Origin of the sequence: Rhodocytophaga aerolata, assembly GCF_030503435.1 — a bacterium.
Taxonomy (GTDB): domain Bacteria; phylum Bacteroidota; class Bacteroidia; order Cytophagales; family 172606-1; genus Rhodocytophaga; species Rhodocytophaga aerolata.
Window position 1 is genome coordinate 243,743 of record NZ_JAUKPO010000002.1, and the last position, 20,361, is coordinate 264,103.

Consider the following 20,361-nt stretch of genomic DNA (forward strand, 5'->3'; position numbering starts at 1 on the left):
ATTTCTACATTCTGTAAATCTAACCACAACACAAATGATTCCAGTTGAATTTGACTATAAAAAAGCCATCTCTGTGGAAGAAGCTTTGGAAGCTTTATCCAGTGGAGATAGTAAACTTCTGGCCGGAGGCTACAGCCTGATCCCTGCCATGAAACTGCGCCTCAATCAGCCGTCCATGCTGATTGATATCGGAGGCATTGCCTCTCTCAAAGGCATAGAGGAAGAAGACGGGCAGATTATCATCAAAGCCGGCACCACCCACAACGACATTCTGAACAATGACCTCATTAAAACGCATCTTCCGTTTTTTCATGAAGCGGCCAGTATGATTGGCGATGTACAGGTACGGAACCGGGGTACCATTGGCGGAAGCCTGGCCCATGCCGATCCGGCTGCGGATTGGCCGGCACTGGTACTGGTAGCAGAGGCAACCATTGATGTGGTAGGCACTGGCGGTAAACGGAATATCAAAGCTGCTGATTTTTTTACCGGCTTGTTTACAACAGCCTTGGCCGAAAACGAAATTATTACCGCTATCCGCATTCCTATACCAGCTAATGGGTCGCGTATGGTGTATCTGAAGTTCGAAAATCCGGCTTCCAGGTTTGCCGTAGTGGGCTGTGCGGTGCTCCGCTCTTCTGATAAAAAAACCACGATTGCCTTTACTGGCGTAGCCGACTATGCCTTTAGAGATACCGCTGCCGAGCAGGTGGTTTCGGGAAAAATTCTGGACACAAATACTATTGCGGATGCAATGAATGCAGCTGTATATGGGGTGAACGTTTTAAGTGACAATTTTGCTTCTGAGGATTACCGCAGACATCTGGCAAAAGTGTATTTGAAGCGGGCATTACAAGCTATCGCATAGCTATACTGTGTTTACGGAGAAAGGATCGTTTGTAGAGGTGTAAACAGTGTTTCACAAAGCTCCTCTATTAAGGTTTTACTTTATGCAGCCCCCTTAAGATACTATACTAATATATATAGTTCTCTTTAGGGGGCTCTACTAATTATACTATTGTAGATTGGAAGCCCACAAAAATCTTAATAACGTTACCTTAGCCGACATCCGCAGCTTACTGCTGGAGCAAGGCTACATCACCGATGAATCAGTGTCTATGTCGCTGTTTCTTTCGCTTCAGTTAAATAAGCCACTGCTGGTGGAAGGGCCGGCAGGCGTAGGTAAAACTGAAATTGCTAAAGTAATGGCCAGAGCCTTGCAAACCGACCTGATCCGTCTGCAATGTTACGAGGGCCTGGATGCCACCCATGCTTTATATGAATGGAATTACCAGCGGCAACTGCTACACCTGAAAATGGTAGAACGCGAGCAGCAATCGGTAGATGAAAAGGAGCAAACCATTTTCAGTGACCAGTTCCTGATGAAGCGGCCATTATTGCAAGCCATTACTCATTCCCGCAAACCCGTCTTGCTGATTGATGAGGTAGACCGCTCTGATGAAGAATTTGAAAGTTTTTTACTGGAAGTACTCAGCGAATGGCAGATCACGATACCAGAAATTGGCACCATTACCGCTACGCACATTCCGCAGGTGATTCTTACCGGCAACCGCACCCGGGAACTTTCCGAAGCTTTGCGCCGCCGCTGCTTGTACCTGTATATTGACTATCCGGATTTTGAAAAAGAATGGCTCATTGTACGCCAGAAAGTACCACAAATAGATGCCAGACTTGGCGAGCAGATATGCCGCTTCATGCAACAACTCCGCCAGATGAAGCTGGAGAAAACACCCGGAGTGGCCGAAACCCTGGATTGGGCCATGGCTTTAACTGCGCTACACATCGACCATCTGGATAAAGCTATTATAGAGCAAACACTGGGTGTACTCATCAAAGACTGGCACGACACCCGGCAGGTACAAATGAGCCTGAGTGAACTGCTGGAAAAAACCGGTGTATACTCCAAACTTGATAATCTTTGATTACCCGCCATACTTCCTTATCCAGAAATATAGTCCATTTCTGCCGTTTTCTGCGCCAAAAAGGCTTTGCCCTAGGTGTAGAAGAAGAAACACTTGCATTGACCAGCCTAACCTATATAGACTATAGCAACCGGGATGTATTCCGCATAGCCCTCAAAGCTGTACTTTGTCGCAGCCAGCTTCAGTTACAAGAGTTTGACGAATTATTTACTCACTATTGGAAAGAGATAGATAAAGCCCTGGATTCTAAAGTACAAACAAAAGCTAAACCAAGCTTAAAACCGGGTGTTAATGAGGCTTCTTTTAAAGCATTGAAATCATGGCTGAACGGAAATAAACATGAAGAAGAGGAGCAAACGGCTTCCTATAGTTTTCAGGAAAGTTTCTCGCGGCAAGATTTCTCCAAAGTGCCAGCCGATGAACTGCAGGAGATGATGCGTATTATCAAAGCTTTATCCAGAAGGCTGGCGGCACAGGCAAACAGACGGTATGAAAAAACCATCAAACAAACCCAGCCAGACCTGCGCAGAACCTTACGGAAAAATATGCGGCTAGGGGGAGAATTATTGAAAATTGCTTTTAAAAAACCAAAAAAGAACCGCATTAAACTGGTGATATTGTGTGATGTCAGTAAGTCCATGGAGTTGTATTCGGCATTTCTGCTGCAGTTTATGTATTCCTTTAGCCAGGTGTACAGCCGCATAGAAACCTTTGCTTTCAGTACTTCCTTACAGCACCTGACTCCTCTATTAAAGAAGACAGATTTTGCTCAGGCGCTCCAAACACTCAGCGTACAACCCACAAGCTGGAGTGGTGGCACCCGTATCGGTGAAAGCCTGCATACCTTTGTTACACACTATGCCCAACGTTTGTTAAATAAACAAACTATTGTAATTATCCTCAGTGACGGATGGGATACAGGAGATGTAAAATTAGTCCAGGAAAGCATGGAAACGATACATGCCAGAGCCCGGAAAATAATCTGGCTGAACCCTCTGGCCGGATATACTGCTTACAAACCACAAGTAGCCGGTATGCAGGCTGCCTTACCCTATATAGATGTATTAGCCCCGGTACACAATGCCGAAAGTCTACAGAAGCTCAGTCAATGGCTTAGATTATAACATACGTATCCTAATTTAATTCTGTAGACTTGCTTACTATAGCTAAATTCATAGTAGTTATGCTACCTTTACAATTTGGTATCTGCTTTTTGAAATAAGCAGCCATAAAAGAAGTAGGCTAACACAATACCTGTATGCTGGAAAAGTTTAAAGCGTATGTACAAGACAAGGAGCTGTTCACTCCCAACGACAAAGTTATATTGGCTGTAAGCGGGGGGATCGATTCTGTGGTCATGTGCCACTTATTTCATCAGGCAAATTTTCCTTTTGCTATTGCCCATTGTAACTTTGGCTTACGGGGCGAAGAATCCGATGAAGATGAATTATTTGTAAAAAAGCTGGCAAAAAAGTATAAAGCCCCTTTCTATAGTGACCATTTTGAGGCGGCTGCTTTTGCAGAAAAAGAAAAAATATCTATCCAGATGGCTGCCCGTACCTTAAGGTATGAATGGTTCAACCGCTTAGCCGAATCAGAAGGGTATGCCTATATAGCCACTGCACACCACCTGAACGATAGTGTAGAAACCTTGCTATTAAATATAACCCGGGGCACTGGCATTGCCGGCTTGCATGGCATACAACCAAAAGTAAACAGGCTCATCCGCCCCCTCTTGTTTGCCGACAAGGAAGAAATACATGCCTATGTAGTCGAAAATCAATTAGCCTGGCGGGAAGATTCCTCGAATCAATCTATAAAATACCAACGGAACCTGATTCGCCATGAGGTGATTCCCCTGCTTAAAAAGATTAATCCTTCGCTGGAAAGCACGATGGAGCAAACCATTGAACGGCTTACCGCCGTTGAACATATATTTCAGGCAGAAGTAGAACGGGTACGGCAGCAAGTAATACGGAAGCAGGGAGACGTGGAATACCTGGATTTTACCTTCCTGCAGCAGGAAACCGAACCACTAATTAAACTTTATGAATTAATTAAAGAAACCCATTTTTCTTACACCCAGGCTCAGGATATATGGCAGGTACTGGAGGCTGAGCCAGGCCGGAGGTTTGAATCACCCACCCATACATTGGTAAAAGACCGTACAGAACTTATTATCACCCCCAAGCAGGTACAGCAATTCATCAGTGCTACTATAACAGAAAACCAAGATTTTTTTTCTAACGAAAGCCTGGAATTACGCTTTCAAGAGGTATCTGCAAAAAATTTCAGCATTCCTACTGATGCAAATATTGCTTGTCTGGATAAACAACTTATACAATTCCCCTTAAAGCTGCGCCAGTGGAAGCAAGGCGACTGGTTTTGTCCGCTAGGGATGAATAAAAAGAAGAAATTAAGCGATTTTCTGATAGATGTAAAAATTCCGCTTAACTTGAAAAGCAAGATTTGGGTGCTGACATCCAATGGCTCCATAGTGTGGATTATTGGACAACGGATAGATAACCGGTTTAAGATTACGGAGAAAACCGAACATATCTTGCAGATAACTGCCCGAATCAGCTAAAGCTTAAACCCTTTGCTGACATATAATTTTATTGGTAGATAATTAAATCTATATACGATTACTGCTGTATGATTAATCCATTTAAGAAAACATACTCCATCAAAGAGATGAATTTGTTCAGGTTCTTCTCTAAAAATTATCTGTTTGAAAAGCTGACACAAGAGGAAATGGCTGTTTTTTTTCCGCACCTGCACCTGCGTAATTATACTCGTGGAGAAGCTGTTTTTTTCAGGAATGACCCGAGCAGAGCTGTGTATATAGTTAAAACCGGCCGGGTAATGATTAATATTGACGTAGCCGACAAATTTGAATTTTTGAAGTTTGCCCGCCCTTCCGAGTCTTTTGGCAACAATGCGGTGCTGGAAAATAGCCGCCGGGCATACAATGCCGTAGTCGATTCAGATTACTGCGATCTGTATGTACTTCCGCAGGTGAATATTGTGGAAATATTTGAAGCCAATGTGGTGATACGGGCCAAAATGATTACAGCTCTTTGCGAGTTGTATAACCAACGTACCCTTAACTTGTTTAAAGCCTACCAATCTACCTTTGGTTTTTTTGATCTTAGCCAGGCATACATGGACGAAATGAATATGTAAACTTTTGATTGAAGCAAGAAAACAAGACAGCACATATATTTTCTATCCCTTGGTTGTTGATAAAATACAACGTATTTCCTTACATAACAGGCTTGCTTAAGGGAAAAACCTTGTCAGGAAGTTGGATCGATCCAGTAAAAAAATAGCACGATTACCTGACCAGTATTAGCAATTCCGCACGATAACTTATAAATTCGCGCGTGTAAAATGTATTTTGTTCACTAAACTCGTATACTTATATGAAAATTACAGTAGTGGGAGCAGGTAATGTGGGTGCTACATGTGCCGACGTCCTCGCTTATAAAGAAATAGGTAACCAGGTAGTATTATTAGATATCAAAGAAGGGATTGCCGAAGGAAAAGCCCTGGATATCTGGCAGAAAGCCCCAATCGATTTGTATGATACCCGCACTATAGGCGTAACGAATGATTATAGCCGGACAGCCGATTCGGATGTAGTAGTCATTACCTCTGGCTTACCCCGCAAACCAGGGATGAGCCGCGATGATCTTATCTCCACGAATGCTAACATTGTGCGTTCGGTTACAGAAAATGTAGTAAAACACTCTCCTAACGCCATCATTATTGTGGTTTCCAATCCACTGGATGTAATGACGTATTGTGCGCATATTACTTCTAAAATGCCCCGTACCAGAGTAATGGGTATGGCAGGTATCCTGGATACAGCCCGTTACAGAGCCTTTCTGGCTGACGAAATTAATTGTTCACCAAAAGACATACAAGCCATGCTAATGGGTGGCCATGGCGATACAATGGTACCTTTGCCGCGTTATACTACTGTTGGCGGTATTCCGGTAACTGAACTGGTTGCCAAAGACAAACTGGATGCCATTGTAAACCGTACCATTAATGGAGGAGGCGAACTGGTAAAACTAATGGGTACTTCTGCCTGGTATGCGCCTGGCTCGGCTGCCGCACAAATGGTAGAAGCCATTGTAAAAGACCAACGCAGAATATTCCCGGTTTGCTTGAAGCTGGAAGGCGAATACGACATTGATAATTGCTACCTGGGCGCGCCGGTTGTGTTGGGTAAAAATGGTATCGAAAAAATTATTGAACTTAAGCTGAACGACGAAGAAAAAGCCCTGCTGGAAGTTTCCAGACAGAAAGTAACGGAAGTAATGCAGGTTCTGGACAACATCGTTGAGAAAAGCTAAGCAGCTAAAATTCTTTTGTTTTTGCAAAAAAGTGATAAACCCGGTTTATCACTTTTTTATTGTTTATTGCTCAGCAGAATATTCGTTAAAAACAGGATCTGTTGGTCAAATTATTTTAACTAAATTACTGCAAATCAACCTATTGAACACATATACCGCATTTTACATCGGCTAGTTATCCTCTTCAGAAGCAGTAGTTACTGCTGATTTGTATACCACCCTCCGCTAGTTTACCTGATAAAGTACTGCTTGTCCTAGCTGAAGTTTCTATTCCTAGAATGAATCTTACATTTCCCTGGTTTGCCTTAACTTACCGGCGGCATAGTTTTAGAATTAAATCAATTAAATTATATCCACGATTTAGAAGCTCATCAGCCTTGCTACATGAAAACTAGGACATTGCATACAACTTCTGCACAGGAAAAGAACCTGGATAAGTTGATCTTATCGAATATGCATGATGTTATATGCCTGCACGATAAAGAGGGTAAGTTCGTTTATATCTCTCCTTCAGTGGAAAGGCAACTTGGGTACACGCCTGCAGAATTACTCAATGCTTCGGCATATAGCCTTGTATTTGCCGAAGACCAGCAAAAGATAGAAAGTGAATACTTGAAGCCCTTACTGAAAGGAAGTTTCAACACCAGTTTCACCTACCGTATCCGTAAAAAAGATAGCACGTACATATGGTTTGAAACGTTCATCTGGCGCATAGATCAAGCTGAAGAAGGCATTTCTTATCAATCTGTTTCCAGAAATATTACCGAGCGCATGTATGCCGAGCAGCGGCTGAAAGTACTGAATGAAAGCCTGGCTGAAGCGCAGAAAATAGCTCACATAGGCAACTGGGAATACAACCCTGTAACAAAGGAAATATGGTGGTCAGAGGAGTTATTTAACATTTATGGGTTAGATCATGCAAGTGTAGCTCCTTCATTTGAAGAGTTTGTAAAATATATCGCTCCGGACGATACGCAACTGGTTTTTGTTGAACTCAACAAGTGTATTCAACATGGGTTGATGTATGATGTTACCTACCGGATAATTCTCGCAGATCAATCCGTAAAATATATTCATACCATTGGCCGCCCGGTGTTAGCAGCTGATGGTAGAGTGATGTCCATAAAAGGGATTTGTCATGAAGTATCGCAGCAAAAGCTGGCGGAAGCCCAGCTGATAAAGGCAAAAGAGTTGGCTGAAGAATCGGTACGGATGAAAGAGCAGTTTCTGGCTAATATGAGCCACGAGATCCGTACGCCGCTGAATGGGATTGTTGGTGTCGCCCACTTATTGTCGAAAACTCCCTTGAATAAGGAGCAGAGGCAATTTATGGAAGCTATTAAATTTTCAGCCGACAACCTGATGGTAATTATCAATGATATTCTGGATCTGGCTAAAATCGAAGCCGGGAAAATGCATATCGAAGAAGCCCCTCTGCAAGTCAGGCAAGTAGTAAAAAATGTAGCAAACATGTTTTCTATCAAAACCAATGAAAAAAACCTGGCTTTGGTAGTAGACGTTGCAGAGAATGTTCCCGAATATATGCTCGGAGACTCCGTGCGGCTGAATCAAATATTGCTAAATCTGGTGGGCAATGCTGTCAAATTCACTCATACTGGTTCCATAACGGTTGGTGTGCGAATGATAAAAGAAACAGAGGGTGAGGCAACTCTTCGGTTTTCGGTGAAAGATACTGGTATTGGTATTGCCGAAGATAAATTGCAGTATATTTTTGAAAGCTTTACACAAGCTACGCACGACACTACCCGCAAATTTGGCGGAACAGGACTGGGTCTGGCTATCTGTAAAAAATTGGTGGAACTTCAGAAAGGAAAAATCGACATTAAAAGCACCTTAGGCGAAGGAAGTGAATTTAGCATTATTGTTCCCTACAAAAAAGATAAAACACATGCAGCCTCTGTCACCCGCGAACCAGCCATTCCTGACAAAGAATGTTTACCCGAAAACATCCGCATACTGCTTGCCGAAGATAACGAGATAAACCGGCTGATCCTGATTAATATGCTCAAGCGGTGGAAGTTGATAAAATCGCAGGTGGATATTGCTACCAATGGCAAAGAAGTGCTGGAGCTTTTAAGCAAACAAACCTATGATCTGATTCTGATGGATTGCCAGATGCCTGAAATGGATGGCTATACCACCACCCGTATTATCAGAAATGAGTTAGCTTCTCCAACCAGGGAAGTACCCATTATAGCCGTAACAGCCTCTGCCTTGCAGCAGGATAAAGAAAAAGTATTTGCAGCCGGCATGGATGACTTTATTCCCAAACCTTTTGAGCAGGCAGATTTATTTAACAAAATTTTGTCTGTTGTACGGCGTAACCCGGATTCTGTACCTCAGCTGCAGGTGAAAGAAATATCTCAGGAAACCCATGAAAAGCTTTTTGATCTTTCTTTCCTCAAGAGCATTGCCGGCGAAGATTTATACGAGTTGGAAGAGATCATTCTGAAATTCATTGAAAAACTTCCGATTGAAATAACCCTGATGGAGCAAGCCATGGCAGAGAAAAACTTTAAGCAAATGGCTGCCTATGCACATAAAATTAAGGCAAACGTCCGGTTCTTTGGCATAGAATCGCTGTTTGAAATAATTGAGCTACTCGAAAAAACAGGTACCGTTCCCAGAAACCAGGTAGATATTCAAATACTACAACACCATATAGGAACAGTAAAAAATATCTCTACAAAAGTACTGGCTGAATTAACTAAACTTGTTACGGTTAATAGCAGAGCTTAAATAAAAAGGCTGCCGATAAGGACAACCTTTTTATTCATCTACAGCAAATGAACTAAAGTAATGCCCATCCCTGGCGATACTGCCTGCGAATATACTCATTTGCCTCAGGCACATTTGTCACCCGCATATTGGGTCCATCCCAAAGCAATTTTTTCCCTGGCACCATCGCGGCAACCACACCCAGTAACATCGTCTCAGTTAAGGGTCCGGCATAATCGAAGTTAGAGCTGGGTTGTTTGTTATTTTTTATCCCATTTACCCAATCCATTTCGTGGCTGGTGGTTACCCGTTCTATTGTAGGTTTTGGCTGCTTATACGATTCCATTTTAGATTTTGGCAACAAACGTGGATTCCGGCCATATGTTTCGTGCATCAGCTTGCCTTTATCTCCTACAAATAATACGCCGCCTCCTTTGTCTATATTTTCACTAGGTTCCATTTCTTCGGGGCGTGGAGGCATCAGGCCACCATCGTACCAGGTCATCCGCACCGCTGGCATATCTCCACGAGCCGCAAAATCGTAATGCACAATAGAAGCCAGCGGATAGCTTTCCAGTACATCTTTTCCACTGGCATCTTTACTTTTACCAAAAGGCGTAGAAGTGGCTTCTATACTTACTGGCGCACCTAGTTTTAAGGCCCAGTTTGGATGATCTATCAGGTGGGCACCCATATCGCCTAGCGCACTTACGCCATAATCTACCCAGCCACGCCATTTAAAAGGAGTATACGCCGGATTATACGGACGGTAAGGCGCCGGACCGAGGAACAATTCCCAATCCAAGGTATCTGGTACGGCAGGTTTATCTTCAGGCCGCGGTATGCCTTGCGGCCAGATAGGGCGGTTGGTCCATACGTGTACCTCTGTTACTTTCCCGATGGCACCATCCGCTATCCATTCATTTATTTTCCGTGCATCGTCGCTGGAGTGGCCCTGGTTTCCCATTTGGGTGATCACTTTGGCTTTCCGGGCTTCTTCCGCCAGTGTACGGGCTTCGTGTACGGTATAGGTTAAAGGTTTTTGTACATACACATGTTTGCCCATTTTCATAGCGGCCAGGGCAATTACGGCATGCGTATGATCTGGGGTGGCAACTACTACTGCATCTATATCTTTCTGCTTATCCAGCATTTGCCGGTAATCTTTGTATTGCTTGGCCTTTCCGTAATGTTCTTTTAACCGCTTAAAATTCTCTGTCTGGTCATTAATAGACTTCCGTTCCTGGTCAGTTTTCACCTCTTTCAACCTGGCCTGCGCTTTTTCCATGTCTGCATCCAGCTTTTCGTAAGCCTTTTTGGTATAATCCCAGTCCACATCGCATAAAGCAACTATATTCTGTGTACTTAAATTAAGCAAATTAGCTCTGCCCATACCACCTACGCCTACCCCGGCAATATTTACTTTATCACTAGGCGGAATAAAACCCGGACCACCAATTACGTGGCGGGGAACAATCGTAAAAGCCGCAGCTGTGAAGGCCGCACCTTTAATAAACGTGCGGCGGGTAATCGGATTTTCTGTTTTAGCAGGTTCATCGTTTTTCATAACAGTATGGATTAAAGCAAGGTACAAGGTTATGTTTACTGAATATTACCCGAATTCTACCATAATTTTAGCACAATTGCCAGAAGTTTTACTAAAAAAGTAGGAACTATATTCGGGGTATAGTTCCTTACGAAGTCATAGCTAACACAAAAAGCCTGCGATTAGCAGGCTTTTTGTGTTACTAAATATATACTGCCGATTACTTTGCTTTACGAGGATTCGTCATAGCTACAATATCTACCCGGCGGTTAGATTTTTTTGCACTGGTAGCTGGCACGGTGGTAGTTGGCTGATTTTCTCCCATGGGTTGTACCGAAATGCGGGATTCATCAATGTTCCCATTTTCTACAAGCCAGTTCCTGACAGCCATGGCACGTTCAGAAGATAAGGCAATATTCTCCTTACTTGTTCCTTCCGAAGGATCGGCATATCCATAGATCCGGATATCACCTTTCGCTCTTTCAGCCATAGATAAAACTATCTTGTTTAACGTTTCCTTAGAATTTTCCCGGAGTTTGGCTTGTCCTTTGTCAAACAGAATAGATTCCTCCATGGAATAAACCGTATAGTCTTTATTTCCGCGGGTTTCTAATCCGATTACTGATACTTCCGGTAATTTTACGGAAGGTGCATTACGATCCAGCTGGTTCCACTGGGCATCCATATCGGTTGTTTCCGCATCATTGCTGGCCATGGTTTCATCCGGATCGTTAACTACTACACTGTCTGACACGGCAAGATCCTCATTTTTTGTGCTGCTGTCACTGCTCTGATTGCATCCATATAAAGAAGCAGTTATCAGCAAACTCAGAATGGCTGTTTTCTTAATCATAACTGTATTAGGTTTTAGTGATACTTTCATTACGGAGTTTATTCTTAAATTGTTAACCAAACTTTAGTCATCTTTGTAGCTATGGCCGACCAGTTTCTGAAAATGGGTTCCTTTATAAATTCTCCGGCATTTTTCCGGTATGCCATCTGCTGGCTCCTAGCAGCTTATTTTTTTCTAAACATACTTCCAGCCATAAGCCAGCCAAAACGAAAAACGGACGTATCTATACAAGGAGAAAAATTCTACATCAATGGAAAACCTACCTTTGAGGGCCGCACCTGGAATGGCTATCAGGTAGAAGGTTTATTGCCCAACTCCCGGATGGTACAAGGTATATTTGATGATTTAAATCCGGAAACACAATCCCGTTGGACTTACCCGGATGGAAAGAAATGGGATGCCAACCGCAATACCAAAGAATTTATAAAAGCCATGCCGCAATGGAAAAAACACGGATTACTGGCATTCACTATTAATCTGCAAGGCGGTAGCCCGGAAGGCTATTCTAAGAATCAACCCTGGTACAATTCGGCTGTCGATGAAAATGGAGAGTTGCGGCCAGCGTATATGGAACGTCTGCAAAAAATTTTGGACCGGGCCGATAAACTGGGGATGGTTGTTATACTGGGTATTTTTTATTTTGGACAAGATGAACGGGTGAAGGAGGAAGCAGCTGTACTAAAAGCCGTAGACAACACGGTAAACTGGCTTTTTGACCATAATTACCAGCATGTACTATTGGAGATAAATAATGAATGTGATATTAACTATACCCATGCTATTTTGCAGCCAGACCGCGTACATGAACTGATTGAACGGGTAAAAAATACGACACGCAACGGGCGGCGTTATCTGGTAAGCACCAGCTATGGTGGCGGCACTATTCCTAAACCAACTGTGGTAAAATCAGCAGATTTTCTGCTCTTACATGGCAACGGCGTAAGCGATCCAAAGCGTATAAAGGCAATGGTTGAAGAAACCCGGCGGGTAGAGGGATATACACCAAAGCCCATTGTATTTAATGAAGATGACCATTTTGATTTTGATCAGCCTGAAAATAATTTTGTAGCAGCCACCAAAGCCTATGCTTCCTGGGGGTATTTTGATTTCCGTATGAAAGATGAAGGCTACGAGGAAGGATACCAGAGTATACCGGTGAACTGGAAAATTAGCTCTGCACGTAAAAAAGGCTTTTTTAATAAACTAAAAGAAATTACCGGAGGTCTGTAAGGCAGGCGTTCAACTTAACCAAGTACTATTTATTGTTTCTAGTCATAGCCATGTTAGCTCTCGTAAAAAAATTACTTTTTCCTCTTATTGTCCTTTGTTTTGTTAGTTCTGTCCGGGCACAAACAGATACCAGCCATACCCCTTTTACCCTGGCAGATTTTTATTTATATAATCCCCGGCTGGAACAAAAAATTGATAACTATTTTAATAAAATGGACGACTCGCAACGGATAGGGCAAATGATTATACAGGCGGCCGGCCGGTTAGGCAAACCTACCGAAACCATTACTAAACTCTTGCGGGAACAAAAACTGGGAGGGGTGCTTATGCTGGGCGGAAACAAAGAAGAGTTGAAAAAACTGGGAAAAACACTCAATACACTGGTAGAACAAAACAAAGGTATTCCGTTGCTATACAGTGCCGATGCGGAACCCAGCCTAATCAATAGGAAGATAACCGGTGTGCAAAAAGTAAAAAACACCAGTGAAATTGCCAGCCTGGAAGAATGCCGGGAAATAGCCCGTACCATCAGCCAGGAACTTCTGGACATGGGCATCAAACAAAATTTTGCCCCGGTAACTGATTTAACAACTACTAACAAAGCTATTACTAACCGGAGCTTTGGCAACAGCCGCGATACCGTTGTTTGGATGAACGATGCTTTTATACAAACGACACAGGAAATGGGCCTTATTGCTACGGCTAAGCACTTTCCGGGGCATGGCTATGTAAAAGGCGATACCCACGTGCAACTAGTCTATATTGATGGGGAGCTGCAGGAAGTAGATACGTACAAGCCACTTATCCAGAATGGAGTATTAAGTGTAATGGTTGGCCACATTGCTGTAGCAAATAATGAAACCTACAATACAGAAGGTTTACCGGCTAGTTGTTCCAGGAAAATAGTAACGGATTTGCTAAAGAACGAATTAGGCTTTAAAGGATTAGTTGTAACCGATGCCATGAATATGGGAGCCCTGAACAAAATACCACTAGCCACTTTAAAAGCCGTACAAGCCGGTTGCGATATGATATTAATGCCTACTAACGAAACAGCTCTTATTACAGCGGTAGCTAAAGAAATGGCAACTGACGAAGCTTTTAAAAGCCAAGTATATACTTCCGTAAAGAAAATTCTGCGGGCAAAACTTTGCTTGGGAATGTTACAGTAAACGCTGCTTGTACTTGCCAAGGAGGGAGCAAACAAGGAACGTTGAAAATTCAGCATTCCTTGTTCAACTCTTCATTATTCATTGCTCAACAGAGCCCAACCAATTTACTCTTTCGCTACAAACGAACGTAGCTCAGCATCAATCCACTGGTTCCATTTTTCCTGGGCCGCATGGTTGAGCCCATGGCTTGTTTCCCCATCATACTGCTCTTGCAGCCGGTTCATCTCCCGGAACGATTCCAGGTACTGATATTGGATAATACTATTATAATCTTCCAGCGTAAGGCTATCGGGCTTAATTTTTTGCTTAAACCGTTCAGCAACCAGCTTTACAATATCGAAGTGCCGCTGCTCATGATTCAGGCCATAGGCATCTCTGGCATTATCCCGTACCCATGACGCATTTTTAAGCATATATACTTTCATGGTCAGGTTTACATGAATTACGCCATCCCTAACATTGCTCTGGCCTTGGTAAGAGAAACTAGGAAATACGGAGGCAGCATACTTGCCAACCCGTGGTGTATCACGGAAATCGTCCCAGATGAGGGGGCGGTTGGGTGAATAAAAAACCGTATCGTCCTCTACATTTTCCGTAAAGTCTGTAAACGTTACTTTAATAGCTTTCGCCAGTTTCTCATTGCCATCTGCCTCCTGATTCATCCACGTATCAAAATACCGGATGGCACTCACCAGCGACTGCCGGAGAACCCGTTCTATAGCCGCCTGCTGCCTAACAGAACGATTATATTGTGCGCCTCCCTTATAGGCAATCAGTTCTACCATTTCGCCATCTTGTTCCCATTCGAACGACATATGTATAGCTACCTTTCCAGCAATACGTCCCTGATCAGCCGGAGACTCGGTAACCAGGCATTCTTTCAAGCGGGCGGTGATAGGCCGTAGCTTTTTATTCTGAGGCAGACTTTTATGTATAAACTGACGGACCGCTGCAAAGCCACCTCCTTCCAGATCTACAGGCTGAGGCGTAGCAAGCAGTTGCGTACTGCCAGGAACGGTAAGTAAATAGGCTATGGCCTTGCGGTCTTTACGTTCATCTACTATAGAAGCAAGGTAATATTCCTTGGGTGTAAAGGGCATGGGTTCTGCCTGCAGCCGAAAACTTGCGGCAGTAGCTACTGTCTGGCCAATGGCTGATTGGCCCAACAGCATTACCATACCCATACTTATCCACAGAGAATAAGCCATTATAATACGCACCCGTTTCCAGCGGTGATACGGTCGACTACAGATCCCAGATAGGCTAAATAAAATATGAATCATTGGTAAGATGATAAAAGAATTGAAGCTATCTATCCACACAGCAAAATAGCATGATTTTCAGGCGTTACCAGCTTCTAAGTAGGTAACATTGGTAGACTTGCTCAAGTTCGCAGATGGTAGAGAGAGTTTCAGCTACGTATACGTGGGAAATACAAAAATTCTCTACCTCCAGAAAGACTGATAACTTTATTTTCAGGGAGCATTGCCTGTTTAAGCTAAAAAAGAGTATACTTATAATGTAAAAAACTACCTTACTTTTTCCCTAACCTTACCAATGAAAAGAAGAACTTTTATAAAGAACGGCTCACTAGCCAGCTTAACCTTATCTACCTTCATTCTCGGATCGTGCAACCAAACTTCCACCACAAAAGAGACAGCTACCACCGCTGCAACTAGTGCTGAATCCGGGGAGTTTGCATTGAATGAAGTAACCTTAAGCCAGTTACAGCAATACATGAAAGAGGGCAAATACACGTCCCGTGCCATTACCCAACTCTATCTGGATCGCATACAAGCCATTGATAAAAGTGGTCCCAAACTAAACTCCGTTATTGAAACCAACCCCGATGCGTTAACTATAGCCGATGCCATGGACCAGGAGCGGAAAGCTGGTAAAGTGAGAGGCCCACTGCATGGTATTCCGGTATTGATTAAAGACAACATAGATACGGCCGACAAAATGGCTACTTCCGCCGGCTCTATTGCCCTGGCCGATAACAAAGCCGCCAAAGATGCTTTTATTGTAGCCAAGCTGCGTGAAGCGGGAGCCGTGTTGTTGGGTAAAACGAATTTAAGTGAGTGGGCGAATTTCCGGTCTACCCGTTCGTCGAGTGGGTGGAGCAGCCGCGGAGGGCAGACGAATAATCCCTACATTCTGCAACGTAATCCTTGCGGCTCCAGCTCTGGTTCCGGTGTGGCTCCTTCCGCTAACTTATGTGCTTTAGCTATCGGGACGGAAACCGATGGGTCTATTACGTGTCCTGCCTCGATTAATGGCATTGTGGGCATTAAACCAACCGTAGGTTTGTGGAGCCGTTCGGGTATTATTCCCATTTCGCATACGCAAGACACCGCAGGTCCCATGGCCAGAACCGTAACCGATGCTGCTATCCTATTAAGTGCGCTTACCGGTGTCGATGCAGAAGATGCCGTTACCCAAGAAAGTGAGGGAAAAAGCCAATCGGACTATACCCGTTTTCTGGATGCCAATGCGTTGCAGGGCAAAAGAATTGGCGTAGAGAAATCTTTCCTCAAAGGCCATGAAGAAGTGGATGCTTTACTACAAAAAACCCTGGAACTGCTGAAAAGTAAAGGAGCTACTATTGTGGAAGTGGAAGTGATGAAACACATGGGTGAGATCAGTGACAGTGAATACACCGTGCTGCAATACGAATTTAAAGATGGCCTGAACCGGTATCTGGCTAAGGCAAATGGGCAAGTAAAATCGCTGAAAGATCTCATTGCCTTCAACAAACAGTACGAAGACAAAGCTATGCCCTATTTCAAGCAGGAAATTTTAGAAAGTTCTGAAGCCAAAGGCGACCTGAACAGCAAAGAATACAAAGAGGCTTTAGCAAAAAACAAACGGGTTTCCAGAAACACCATTGATACCGTGCTGAAAGAAAATTCCCTGGATGCCATCTGCGGACCAACCTACGGGCCTTCCTGGTGTACCGACCTCATCAATGGCGACCACTTCAGTGGCTATGGGCTTACCTCTCCGTCAGCCGTATCTGGGTATCCGCATATTACCGTGCCTATGGGTATGGTAAAAGGTTTGCCTATCGGATTCTCTTTCTTCAGCACCGCCTACCGTGAAGGTGAATTAATTGCCATTGCCTATGCCTATGAACAAGCCTCTAAAAACAGAGTAGCTCCTACGTTTCAGCCTGTGGCAGTGTAGGAGAAAAAACACGGATATAGTAGATAACTGTTAATACAGAATGTGCCTGCTATACTTATTTGAATACAACTATTGCCTATACTAAATGAAAGAAGCTGATAACCTATTGTGGAACAAAATAAAAACCTTTGAGTTAGATGACCCTACAGCTCCATTGACTTTCACCGACCGGCTCGCTAGAGAGAATGGATGGAGTATGGAGTATAGCCTGAAGACAGTATGCGAATACAAAAAATTTATGTTCTTGCTTTGTTTAGCTCCTCATCCCTTAACCCCTTCCGATCAAGTAGACCAAGTCTGGCATTTGCATCTACTCTACACATACTCGTACTGGACACTATTTTGTCAGCATACAATCAAGCGGGCTATTCATCACGGTCCTACAAAGGGAGGATCGCTGGAAAAGGAGCAATACCTGGACTGGTACATAAAAACTAAAGCATTTTATCAGGATATTTTTGAGCAAGCACCTCCTGAAGATATTTGGCCATCAGCTGAAAAAAGGTTCAAGGAAAGACATTTTCAGCGGGTAAACCTAAGCCAGTACTGGCTAGTTAAAAAGCCTCAGTTCTTTAATCCATGAAATATTTAACTATGCTTTCTCCGGCCGAAACCCTGTTGGTACTCAGGAGAGAAACTACTACATTAAACGAATTGTTAAAAGTAACTTTGTGGGACTTATTGTATAAATCTGTCTTGCAAACTTTACAAGTCAGCCGGCAGCCTTCTCCGCAAGATCCTCCGTGTACCTTCATTTACATAGTAAAGGGTGAGTATTTTGATACGTATAAACCACTTCCTCATGAGGGAGTATTTTTGTATCCTTTCCCTACTAATAATGGTATAGAAATTCTGTTTCGCCATCTAGTGAAAATAGCTTACCAGAACGCTGGGAGTCGTCAAAAGTTTCTCCATCTGGTAAGTCAATCTGAACAGATGAAAACTTGCTTTTCACAGACTAAGCTGCAAAAGATATTTGGTGGATATTCGATTACAGCCAATGGCCTAGCCTTGGAAAAAGACCTGGCCAAAGAATTAGCCGAATTAGAAGCCCGCTTACCTTCCTTGCTTGAATCAGGAAAAGAAAAAGTGCTGGAAATATACAGGCAGATCAAAGGAAACATGCTGCTTATTCAAGGGATTGAGTCAACTTCATTGGGCGGGCTTGATAAGCAACTATGGGAAGAAGTACAGCAGGAACAAAACATGCCTTTACCGGCAAGTTGTAGCGGTACTTTTAGCTCATTTGATTCCTACTCAGAAAGCTTTGATAGTAGTTGTGGAGGAGACAGCAATGGTGGGGATTCGGGAGGAGATGGATGTTAAGGATGTGGAGGATGTGGAGGCGATTAATCTCAAAATCCATATTACAGGCAATATAGACTAAAACAGTACGGCTTGTAAAGTACAAATATGCTCAAGAGAAATTTCCATATAGAGTTTAACAAAACACCTGATCATGCCTTAGACTATCTGCTGGGAACCCTGGAAGATACTAGAGTTACTACCCTACAAATCCTAGAAAAGTTAACCTTCCAGGAAGTCGATTGGCAGTACAAAGAAGGCTGGAATACCATAGGGGCATTATTATCACATATTACTGCTTTGGAACATTATTTCCGGATTGAATTTATAGAAGGCCGTAGATTAACCGAGGAAGAAAATGAACGGTGGCTACCGGGACTAGATATGGGCAAATATCTGCCCCAACTAATAAATGGGCAATCTATAGAAACTTATATTGCTCACCTGGAAGAATCAAGGCAACTGCTGTTAGAGGCTCTAAAAAAACTAACCTTTGAAGATCTGGTGAGAAGAATAGAGGATTATGATCCGGTTACAGGTTGTAACCTGGCCTGGGTTTTACACCACATGATGGAAGACGAAATTTATCACAGAGGCCAGATTAGTATACTGCGAAAGTTGTACAAAGAAAGCCATTTGTAAATAGCTAAATGAAAGTCAGGTAGATTTTAAGCAAGAAGAGTTGAAATCTTCTGCAACTTTGTAGCCTGTTGACTGAGTAATTATTAAATATAAACATACCTCAATTAGTAAGCTAGATAAAAATCTGTTGCTTGGTAGATAAATAGTTTGCAAAAGCCGTAGAAGTACTCTATACAAAACCAGACAACAATCCATGAATGAACAGAAATTTTGGGAGATCATCGAGGCTTCCTGGGAAAAGCTACCTATGCTAAACGGTATGCGGCAGGAAGCATTACAAACCAATGAGCCCGATTTATTTGAAGGCCTTAGCTTTGGACTAGAAGATGAAGTAGTAGAAGAACTGGAGCAGCAACTTGCCCAGTTGAGCAAAGAAGACCTCACCAAGTTTATCCGGATTATGGAAGAAAAATTGCATAATATAGACCGGGAAGAAATTCATGCCCATACCGATGGGTCAGATGATGGATTTTTGTATTGCCGGGGTTTTATTGTAGGCATGGGAGAAAGATACTATACCTTCATAGATCAGAACCCTACCAAAGCAATGCTGGATACAGAAGCCGAATCAGTGTGTTTTGCAGGATATGAAGTGTATCAATCCCGATTCGGAGAGGAATTTGAACGAAACACCATTCACCGTACTGAATCTGGTTCCAATCCCCATGGATGGCGTGAATAATGAACTAAATGAAGAAATAAAGTATGGTATGCTTACCAGTATGCATGAGAAGTTTTATACCAATGCTGTATCATCCCTATCAACCTACCTGATCTTAATAAGAATGGTTGCAATGGTGCTGCTCAGCCTGCTGGCAAACGCTGCCTTTGCACAGTACATTGACTCTTCTACCGTTGATATCAAAATTGGCCTTGGGCCTTCCTACCTTAAAACAGGCACTATTCTTATAGGCAAAGCGGAAGTAGAACTAACAAAGAAATGGAATACCTATATTAGTCAGGCTGTGTCGGTAAGTGGCGGCTATGGAGACGTACAATTTTATGATAAATACGCCTCTGCCAGCCAGACAGCTTTTACTACCCATGTAGATGCCAATATCTTTCTGTCGCCTTTTGGAAATAACCGGTACGATAATTTTAAGCTAGGCACCGGCTTTTCAGTGATGTATATATCGGAAAAATATCCCTTCCAAAATATCTATCTGCCACCGCCCAACAGAGTTTCCTTAGGCTACAACCTGATTATTGAAAATGAAGTAGCTGTATCCAGAAAGTATTTGATTGGGGTAAAAGCCATTATGCAGTCGTATTTAAATAAGGATATTGCCACTAGTGTATTTTTGAAAGCAGGAAGAAAGTTTTGATGGTATATTAATAGATGTCTCCTGCTGAATAACCTGGCCGGAACACACCTATCAGT

The 20,361-nt window shown here is 43.0% G+C and carries 18 protein-coding genes; 15 read left to right on the forward strand and 3 right to left on the reverse strand.

Annotation, left to right across the window (positions count from 1 at the left end; genetic code table 11):
• Nucleotides 1-34: 34 nt before the first annotated feature.
• The 7 genes from Q0590_RS05465 to Q0590_RS05495 all read left to right on the forward strand — a co-directional run bounded on the left by Q0590_RS05465 (nucleotide 35) and on the right by Q0590_RS05495 (nucleotide 9,067).
• Nucleotides 35-868 carry an FAD binding domain-containing protein gene (locus tag Q0590_RS05465; protein ID WP_302036486.1) on the forward strand — a complete coding sequence of 278 codons (834 nt, stop codon included), beginning with the start codon at nucleotides 35-37 and terminating at the stop codon, nucleotides 866-868.
• 157 nt (nucleotides 869-1,025) lie between these two features.
• Entirely contained in the window at nucleotides 1,026-1,943 is a 918-nt protein-coding gene (locus tag Q0590_RS05470; protein ID WP_302036487.1) for an AAA family ATPase, read from the forward strand.
• Nucleotides 1,940-3,067: a vWA domain-containing protein gene (locus Q0590_RS05475; protein ID WP_302036488.1), complete on the forward strand. Its 1,128-nt coding sequence runs from the start codon at nucleotides 1,940-1,942 to the stop codon at nucleotides 3,065-3,067. Before Q0590_RS05470 ends, Q0590_RS05475 begins: the two co-directional genes overlap by 4 nt.
• Nucleotides 3,068-3,201: 134 nt before the next feature.
• On the forward strand, nucleotides 3,202-4,530 hold the full coding sequence (gene tilS / locus Q0590_RS05480) for a tRNA lysidine(34) synthetase TilS (RefSeq protein WP_302036489.1): 1,329 nt from the start codon (nucleotides 3,202-3,204) through the stop codon (nucleotides 4,528-4,530).
• A gap of 68 nt (nucleotides 4,531-4,598) precedes the next feature.
• On the forward strand, nucleotides 4,599-5,129 hold the full coding sequence (locus Q0590_RS05485; RefSeq protein WP_302036490.1) for a cyclic nucleotide-binding domain-containing protein: 531 nt from the start codon (nucleotides 4,599-4,601) through the stop codon (nucleotides 5,127-5,129).
• A gap of 239 nt (nucleotides 5,130-5,368) precedes the next feature.
• Entirely contained in the window at nucleotides 5,369-6,307 is a 939-nt protein-coding gene (mdh, locus tag Q0590_RS05490; protein WP_302036491.1) for a malate dehydrogenase, read from the forward strand.
• 384 nt (nucleotides 6,308-6,691) lie between these two features.
• Nucleotides 6,692-9,067, forward strand: a complete 2,376-nt coding sequence (locus Q0590_RS05495) for an ATP-binding protein (protein ID WP_302036492.1) — start codon at nucleotides 6,692-6,694, stop codon at nucleotides 9,065-9,067.
• Nucleotides 9,068-9,119: 52 nt separating this feature from the next.
• On the opposite strand, the gene Q0590_RS05500 is transcribed toward Q0590_RS05495, so the two are convergent.
• Together Q0590_RS05500 and Q0590_RS05505 are read right to left on the reverse strand one after the other, a co-directional pair.
• A complete protein-coding gene (locus tag Q0590_RS05500) occupies nucleotides 9,120-10,613 on the reverse strand; it encodes a Gfo/Idh/MocA family protein (protein ID WP_302036493.1) in 1,494 nt (497 codons plus the stop codon).
• A 199-nt stretch (nucleotides 10,614-10,812) separates the two neighbouring features.
• Nucleotides 10,813-11,445 (reverse strand): OmpA family protein, encoded by a 633-nt coding sequence (locus tag Q0590_RS05505; RefSeq protein WP_302036494.1) that lies wholly within the window; start codon nucleotides 11,443-11,445, stop codon nucleotides 10,813-10,815.
• A gap of 81 nt (nucleotides 11,446-11,526) precedes the next feature.
• On the opposite strand from Q0590_RS05505, the gene Q0590_RS05510 reads away from it, so the two are divergent.
• Both Q0590_RS05510 and Q0590_RS05515 read left to right on the forward strand, forming a co-directional pair.
• On the forward strand, nucleotides 11,527-12,675 hold the full coding sequence (locus tag Q0590_RS05510; protein ID WP_302036495.1) for a hypothetical protein: 1,149 nt from the start codon (nucleotides 11,527-11,529) through the stop codon (nucleotides 12,673-12,675).
• Nucleotides 12,676-12,725: 50 nt separating this feature from the next.
• On the forward strand, nucleotides 12,726-13,847 hold the full coding sequence (locus Q0590_RS05515) for a glycoside hydrolase family 3 N-terminal domain-containing protein (RefSeq protein WP_302036496.1): 1,122 nt from the start codon (nucleotides 12,726-12,728) through the stop codon (nucleotides 13,845-13,847).
• A 104-nt stretch (nucleotides 13,848-13,951) separates the two neighbouring features.
• Here Q0590_RS05515 and Q0590_RS05520 read toward each other — a convergent pair whose 3' ends face one another.
• The gene (locus Q0590_RS05520) at nucleotides 13,952-15,130 is read right to left on the reverse strand and encodes a hypothetical protein (RefSeq protein WP_302036497.1); all 1,179 of its coding nucleotides are present in this window, start codon (nucleotides 15,128-15,130) and stop codon (nucleotides 13,952-13,954) included.
• Nucleotides 15,131-15,404: 274 nt separating this feature from the next.
• On the opposite strand from Q0590_RS05520, the gene Q0590_RS05525 reads away from it, so the two are divergent.
• The 6 genes from Q0590_RS05525 to Q0590_RS05550 all read left to right on the forward strand — a co-directional run bounded on the left by Q0590_RS05525 (nucleotide 15,405) and on the right by Q0590_RS05550 (nucleotide 20,305).
• Nucleotides 15,405-17,033, forward strand: a complete 1,629-nt coding sequence (locus Q0590_RS05525) for an amidase (protein ID WP_302036498.1) — start codon at nucleotides 15,405-15,407, stop codon at nucleotides 17,031-17,033.
• 85 nt (nucleotides 17,034-17,118) lie between these two features.
• A complete protein-coding gene (locus Q0590_RS05530) occupies nucleotides 17,119-17,616 on the forward strand; it encodes a glycine-rich domain-containing protein (RefSeq protein ID WP_302036499.1) in 498 nt (165 codons plus the stop codon).
• Nucleotides 17,613-18,359: a hypothetical protein gene (locus Q0590_RS05535; protein ID WP_302036500.1), complete on the forward strand. Its 747-nt coding sequence runs from the start codon at nucleotides 17,613-17,615 to the stop codon at nucleotides 18,357-18,359. The genes Q0590_RS05530 and Q0590_RS05535 overlap by 4 nt, the downstream gene beginning before the upstream one ends.
• A gap of 87 nt (nucleotides 18,360-18,446) precedes the next feature.
• Entirely contained in the window at nucleotides 18,447-18,980 is a 534-nt protein-coding gene (locus Q0590_RS05540; RefSeq protein WP_302036501.1) for a DinB family protein, read from the forward strand.
• Between the two features lie 193 nt (nucleotides 18,981-19,173).
• Nucleotides 19,174-19,662, forward strand: a complete 489-nt coding sequence (locus Q0590_RS05545; RefSeq protein ID WP_302036502.1) for a DUF4240 domain-containing protein — start codon at nucleotides 19,174-19,176, stop codon at nucleotides 19,660-19,662.
• Complete coding sequence (locus tag Q0590_RS05550; protein ID WP_302036503.1) at nucleotides 19,601-20,305, forward strand: hypothetical protein; 705 nt, start codon at nucleotides 19,601-19,603, stop codon at nucleotides 20,303-20,305. The genes Q0590_RS05545 and Q0590_RS05550 overlap by 62 nt, the downstream gene beginning before the upstream one ends.
• The last annotated feature ends 56 nt before the right edge of the window (nucleotides 20,306-20,361 follow it).

Bases quoted from the DNA above. Each gene is read 5' to 3' on its own strand.
- Q0590_RS05465 (WP_302036486.1), top strand. From the start codon at position 35: ATGATTCCAGTTGAATTTGACTATAAAAAAGCCATCTCTGTGGAAGAA.
- tilS (WP_302036489.1), top strand. From the start codon at position 3,202: ATGCTGGAAAAGTTTAAAGCGTATGTACAAGACAAGGAGCTGTTCACT.
- Q0590_RS05485 (WP_302036490.1), top strand. From the start codon at position 4,599: ATGATTAATCCATTTAAGAAAACATACTCCATCAAAGAGATGAATTTG.
- mdh (WP_302036491.1), top strand. From the start codon at position 5,369: ATGAAAATTACAGTAGTGGGAGCAGGTAATGTGGGTGCTACATGTGCC.
- Q0590_RS05495 (WP_302036492.1), top strand. From the start codon at position 6,692: ATGAAAACTAGGACATTGCATACAACTTCTGCACAGGAAAAGAACCTG.
- Q0590_RS05500 (WP_302036493.1), bottom strand. From the start codon at position 10,613: ATGAAAAACGATGAACCTGCTAAAACAGAAAATCCGATTACCCGCCGC.
- Q0590_RS05505 (WP_302036494.1), bottom strand. From the start codon at position 11,445: ATGATTAAGAAAACAGCCATTCTGAGTTTGCTGATAACTGCTTCTTTA.
- Q0590_RS05510 (WP_302036495.1), top strand. From the start codon at position 11,527: ATGGCCGACCAGTTTCTGAAAATGGGTTCCTTTATAAATTCTCCGGCA.
- Q0590_RS05515 (WP_302036496.1), top strand. From the start codon at position 12,726: ATGTTAGCTCTCGTAAAAAAATTACTTTTTCCTCTTATTGTCCTTTGT.
- Q0590_RS05520 (WP_302036497.1), bottom strand. From the start codon at position 15,130: ATGATTCATATTTTATTTAGCCTATCTGGGATCTGTAGTCGACCGTAT.
- Q0590_RS05525 (WP_302036498.1), top strand. From the start codon at position 15,405: ATGAAAAGAAGAACTTTTATAAAGAACGGCTCACTAGCCAGCTTAACC.
- Q0590_RS05530 (WP_302036499.1), top strand. From the start codon at position 17,119: ATGAAAGAAGCTGATAACCTATTGTGGAACAAAATAAAAACCTTTGAG.
- Q0590_RS05535 (WP_302036500.1), top strand. From the start codon at position 17,613: ATGAAATATTTAACTATGCTTTCTCCGGCCGAAACCCTGTTGGTACTC.
- Q0590_RS05540 (WP_302036501.1), top strand. From the start codon at position 18,447: ATGCTCAAGAGAAATTTCCATATAGAGTTTAACAAAACACCTGATCAT.
- Q0590_RS05545 (WP_302036502.1), top strand. From the start codon at position 19,174: ATGAATGAACAGAAATTTTGGGAGATCATCGAGGCTTCCTGGGAAAAG.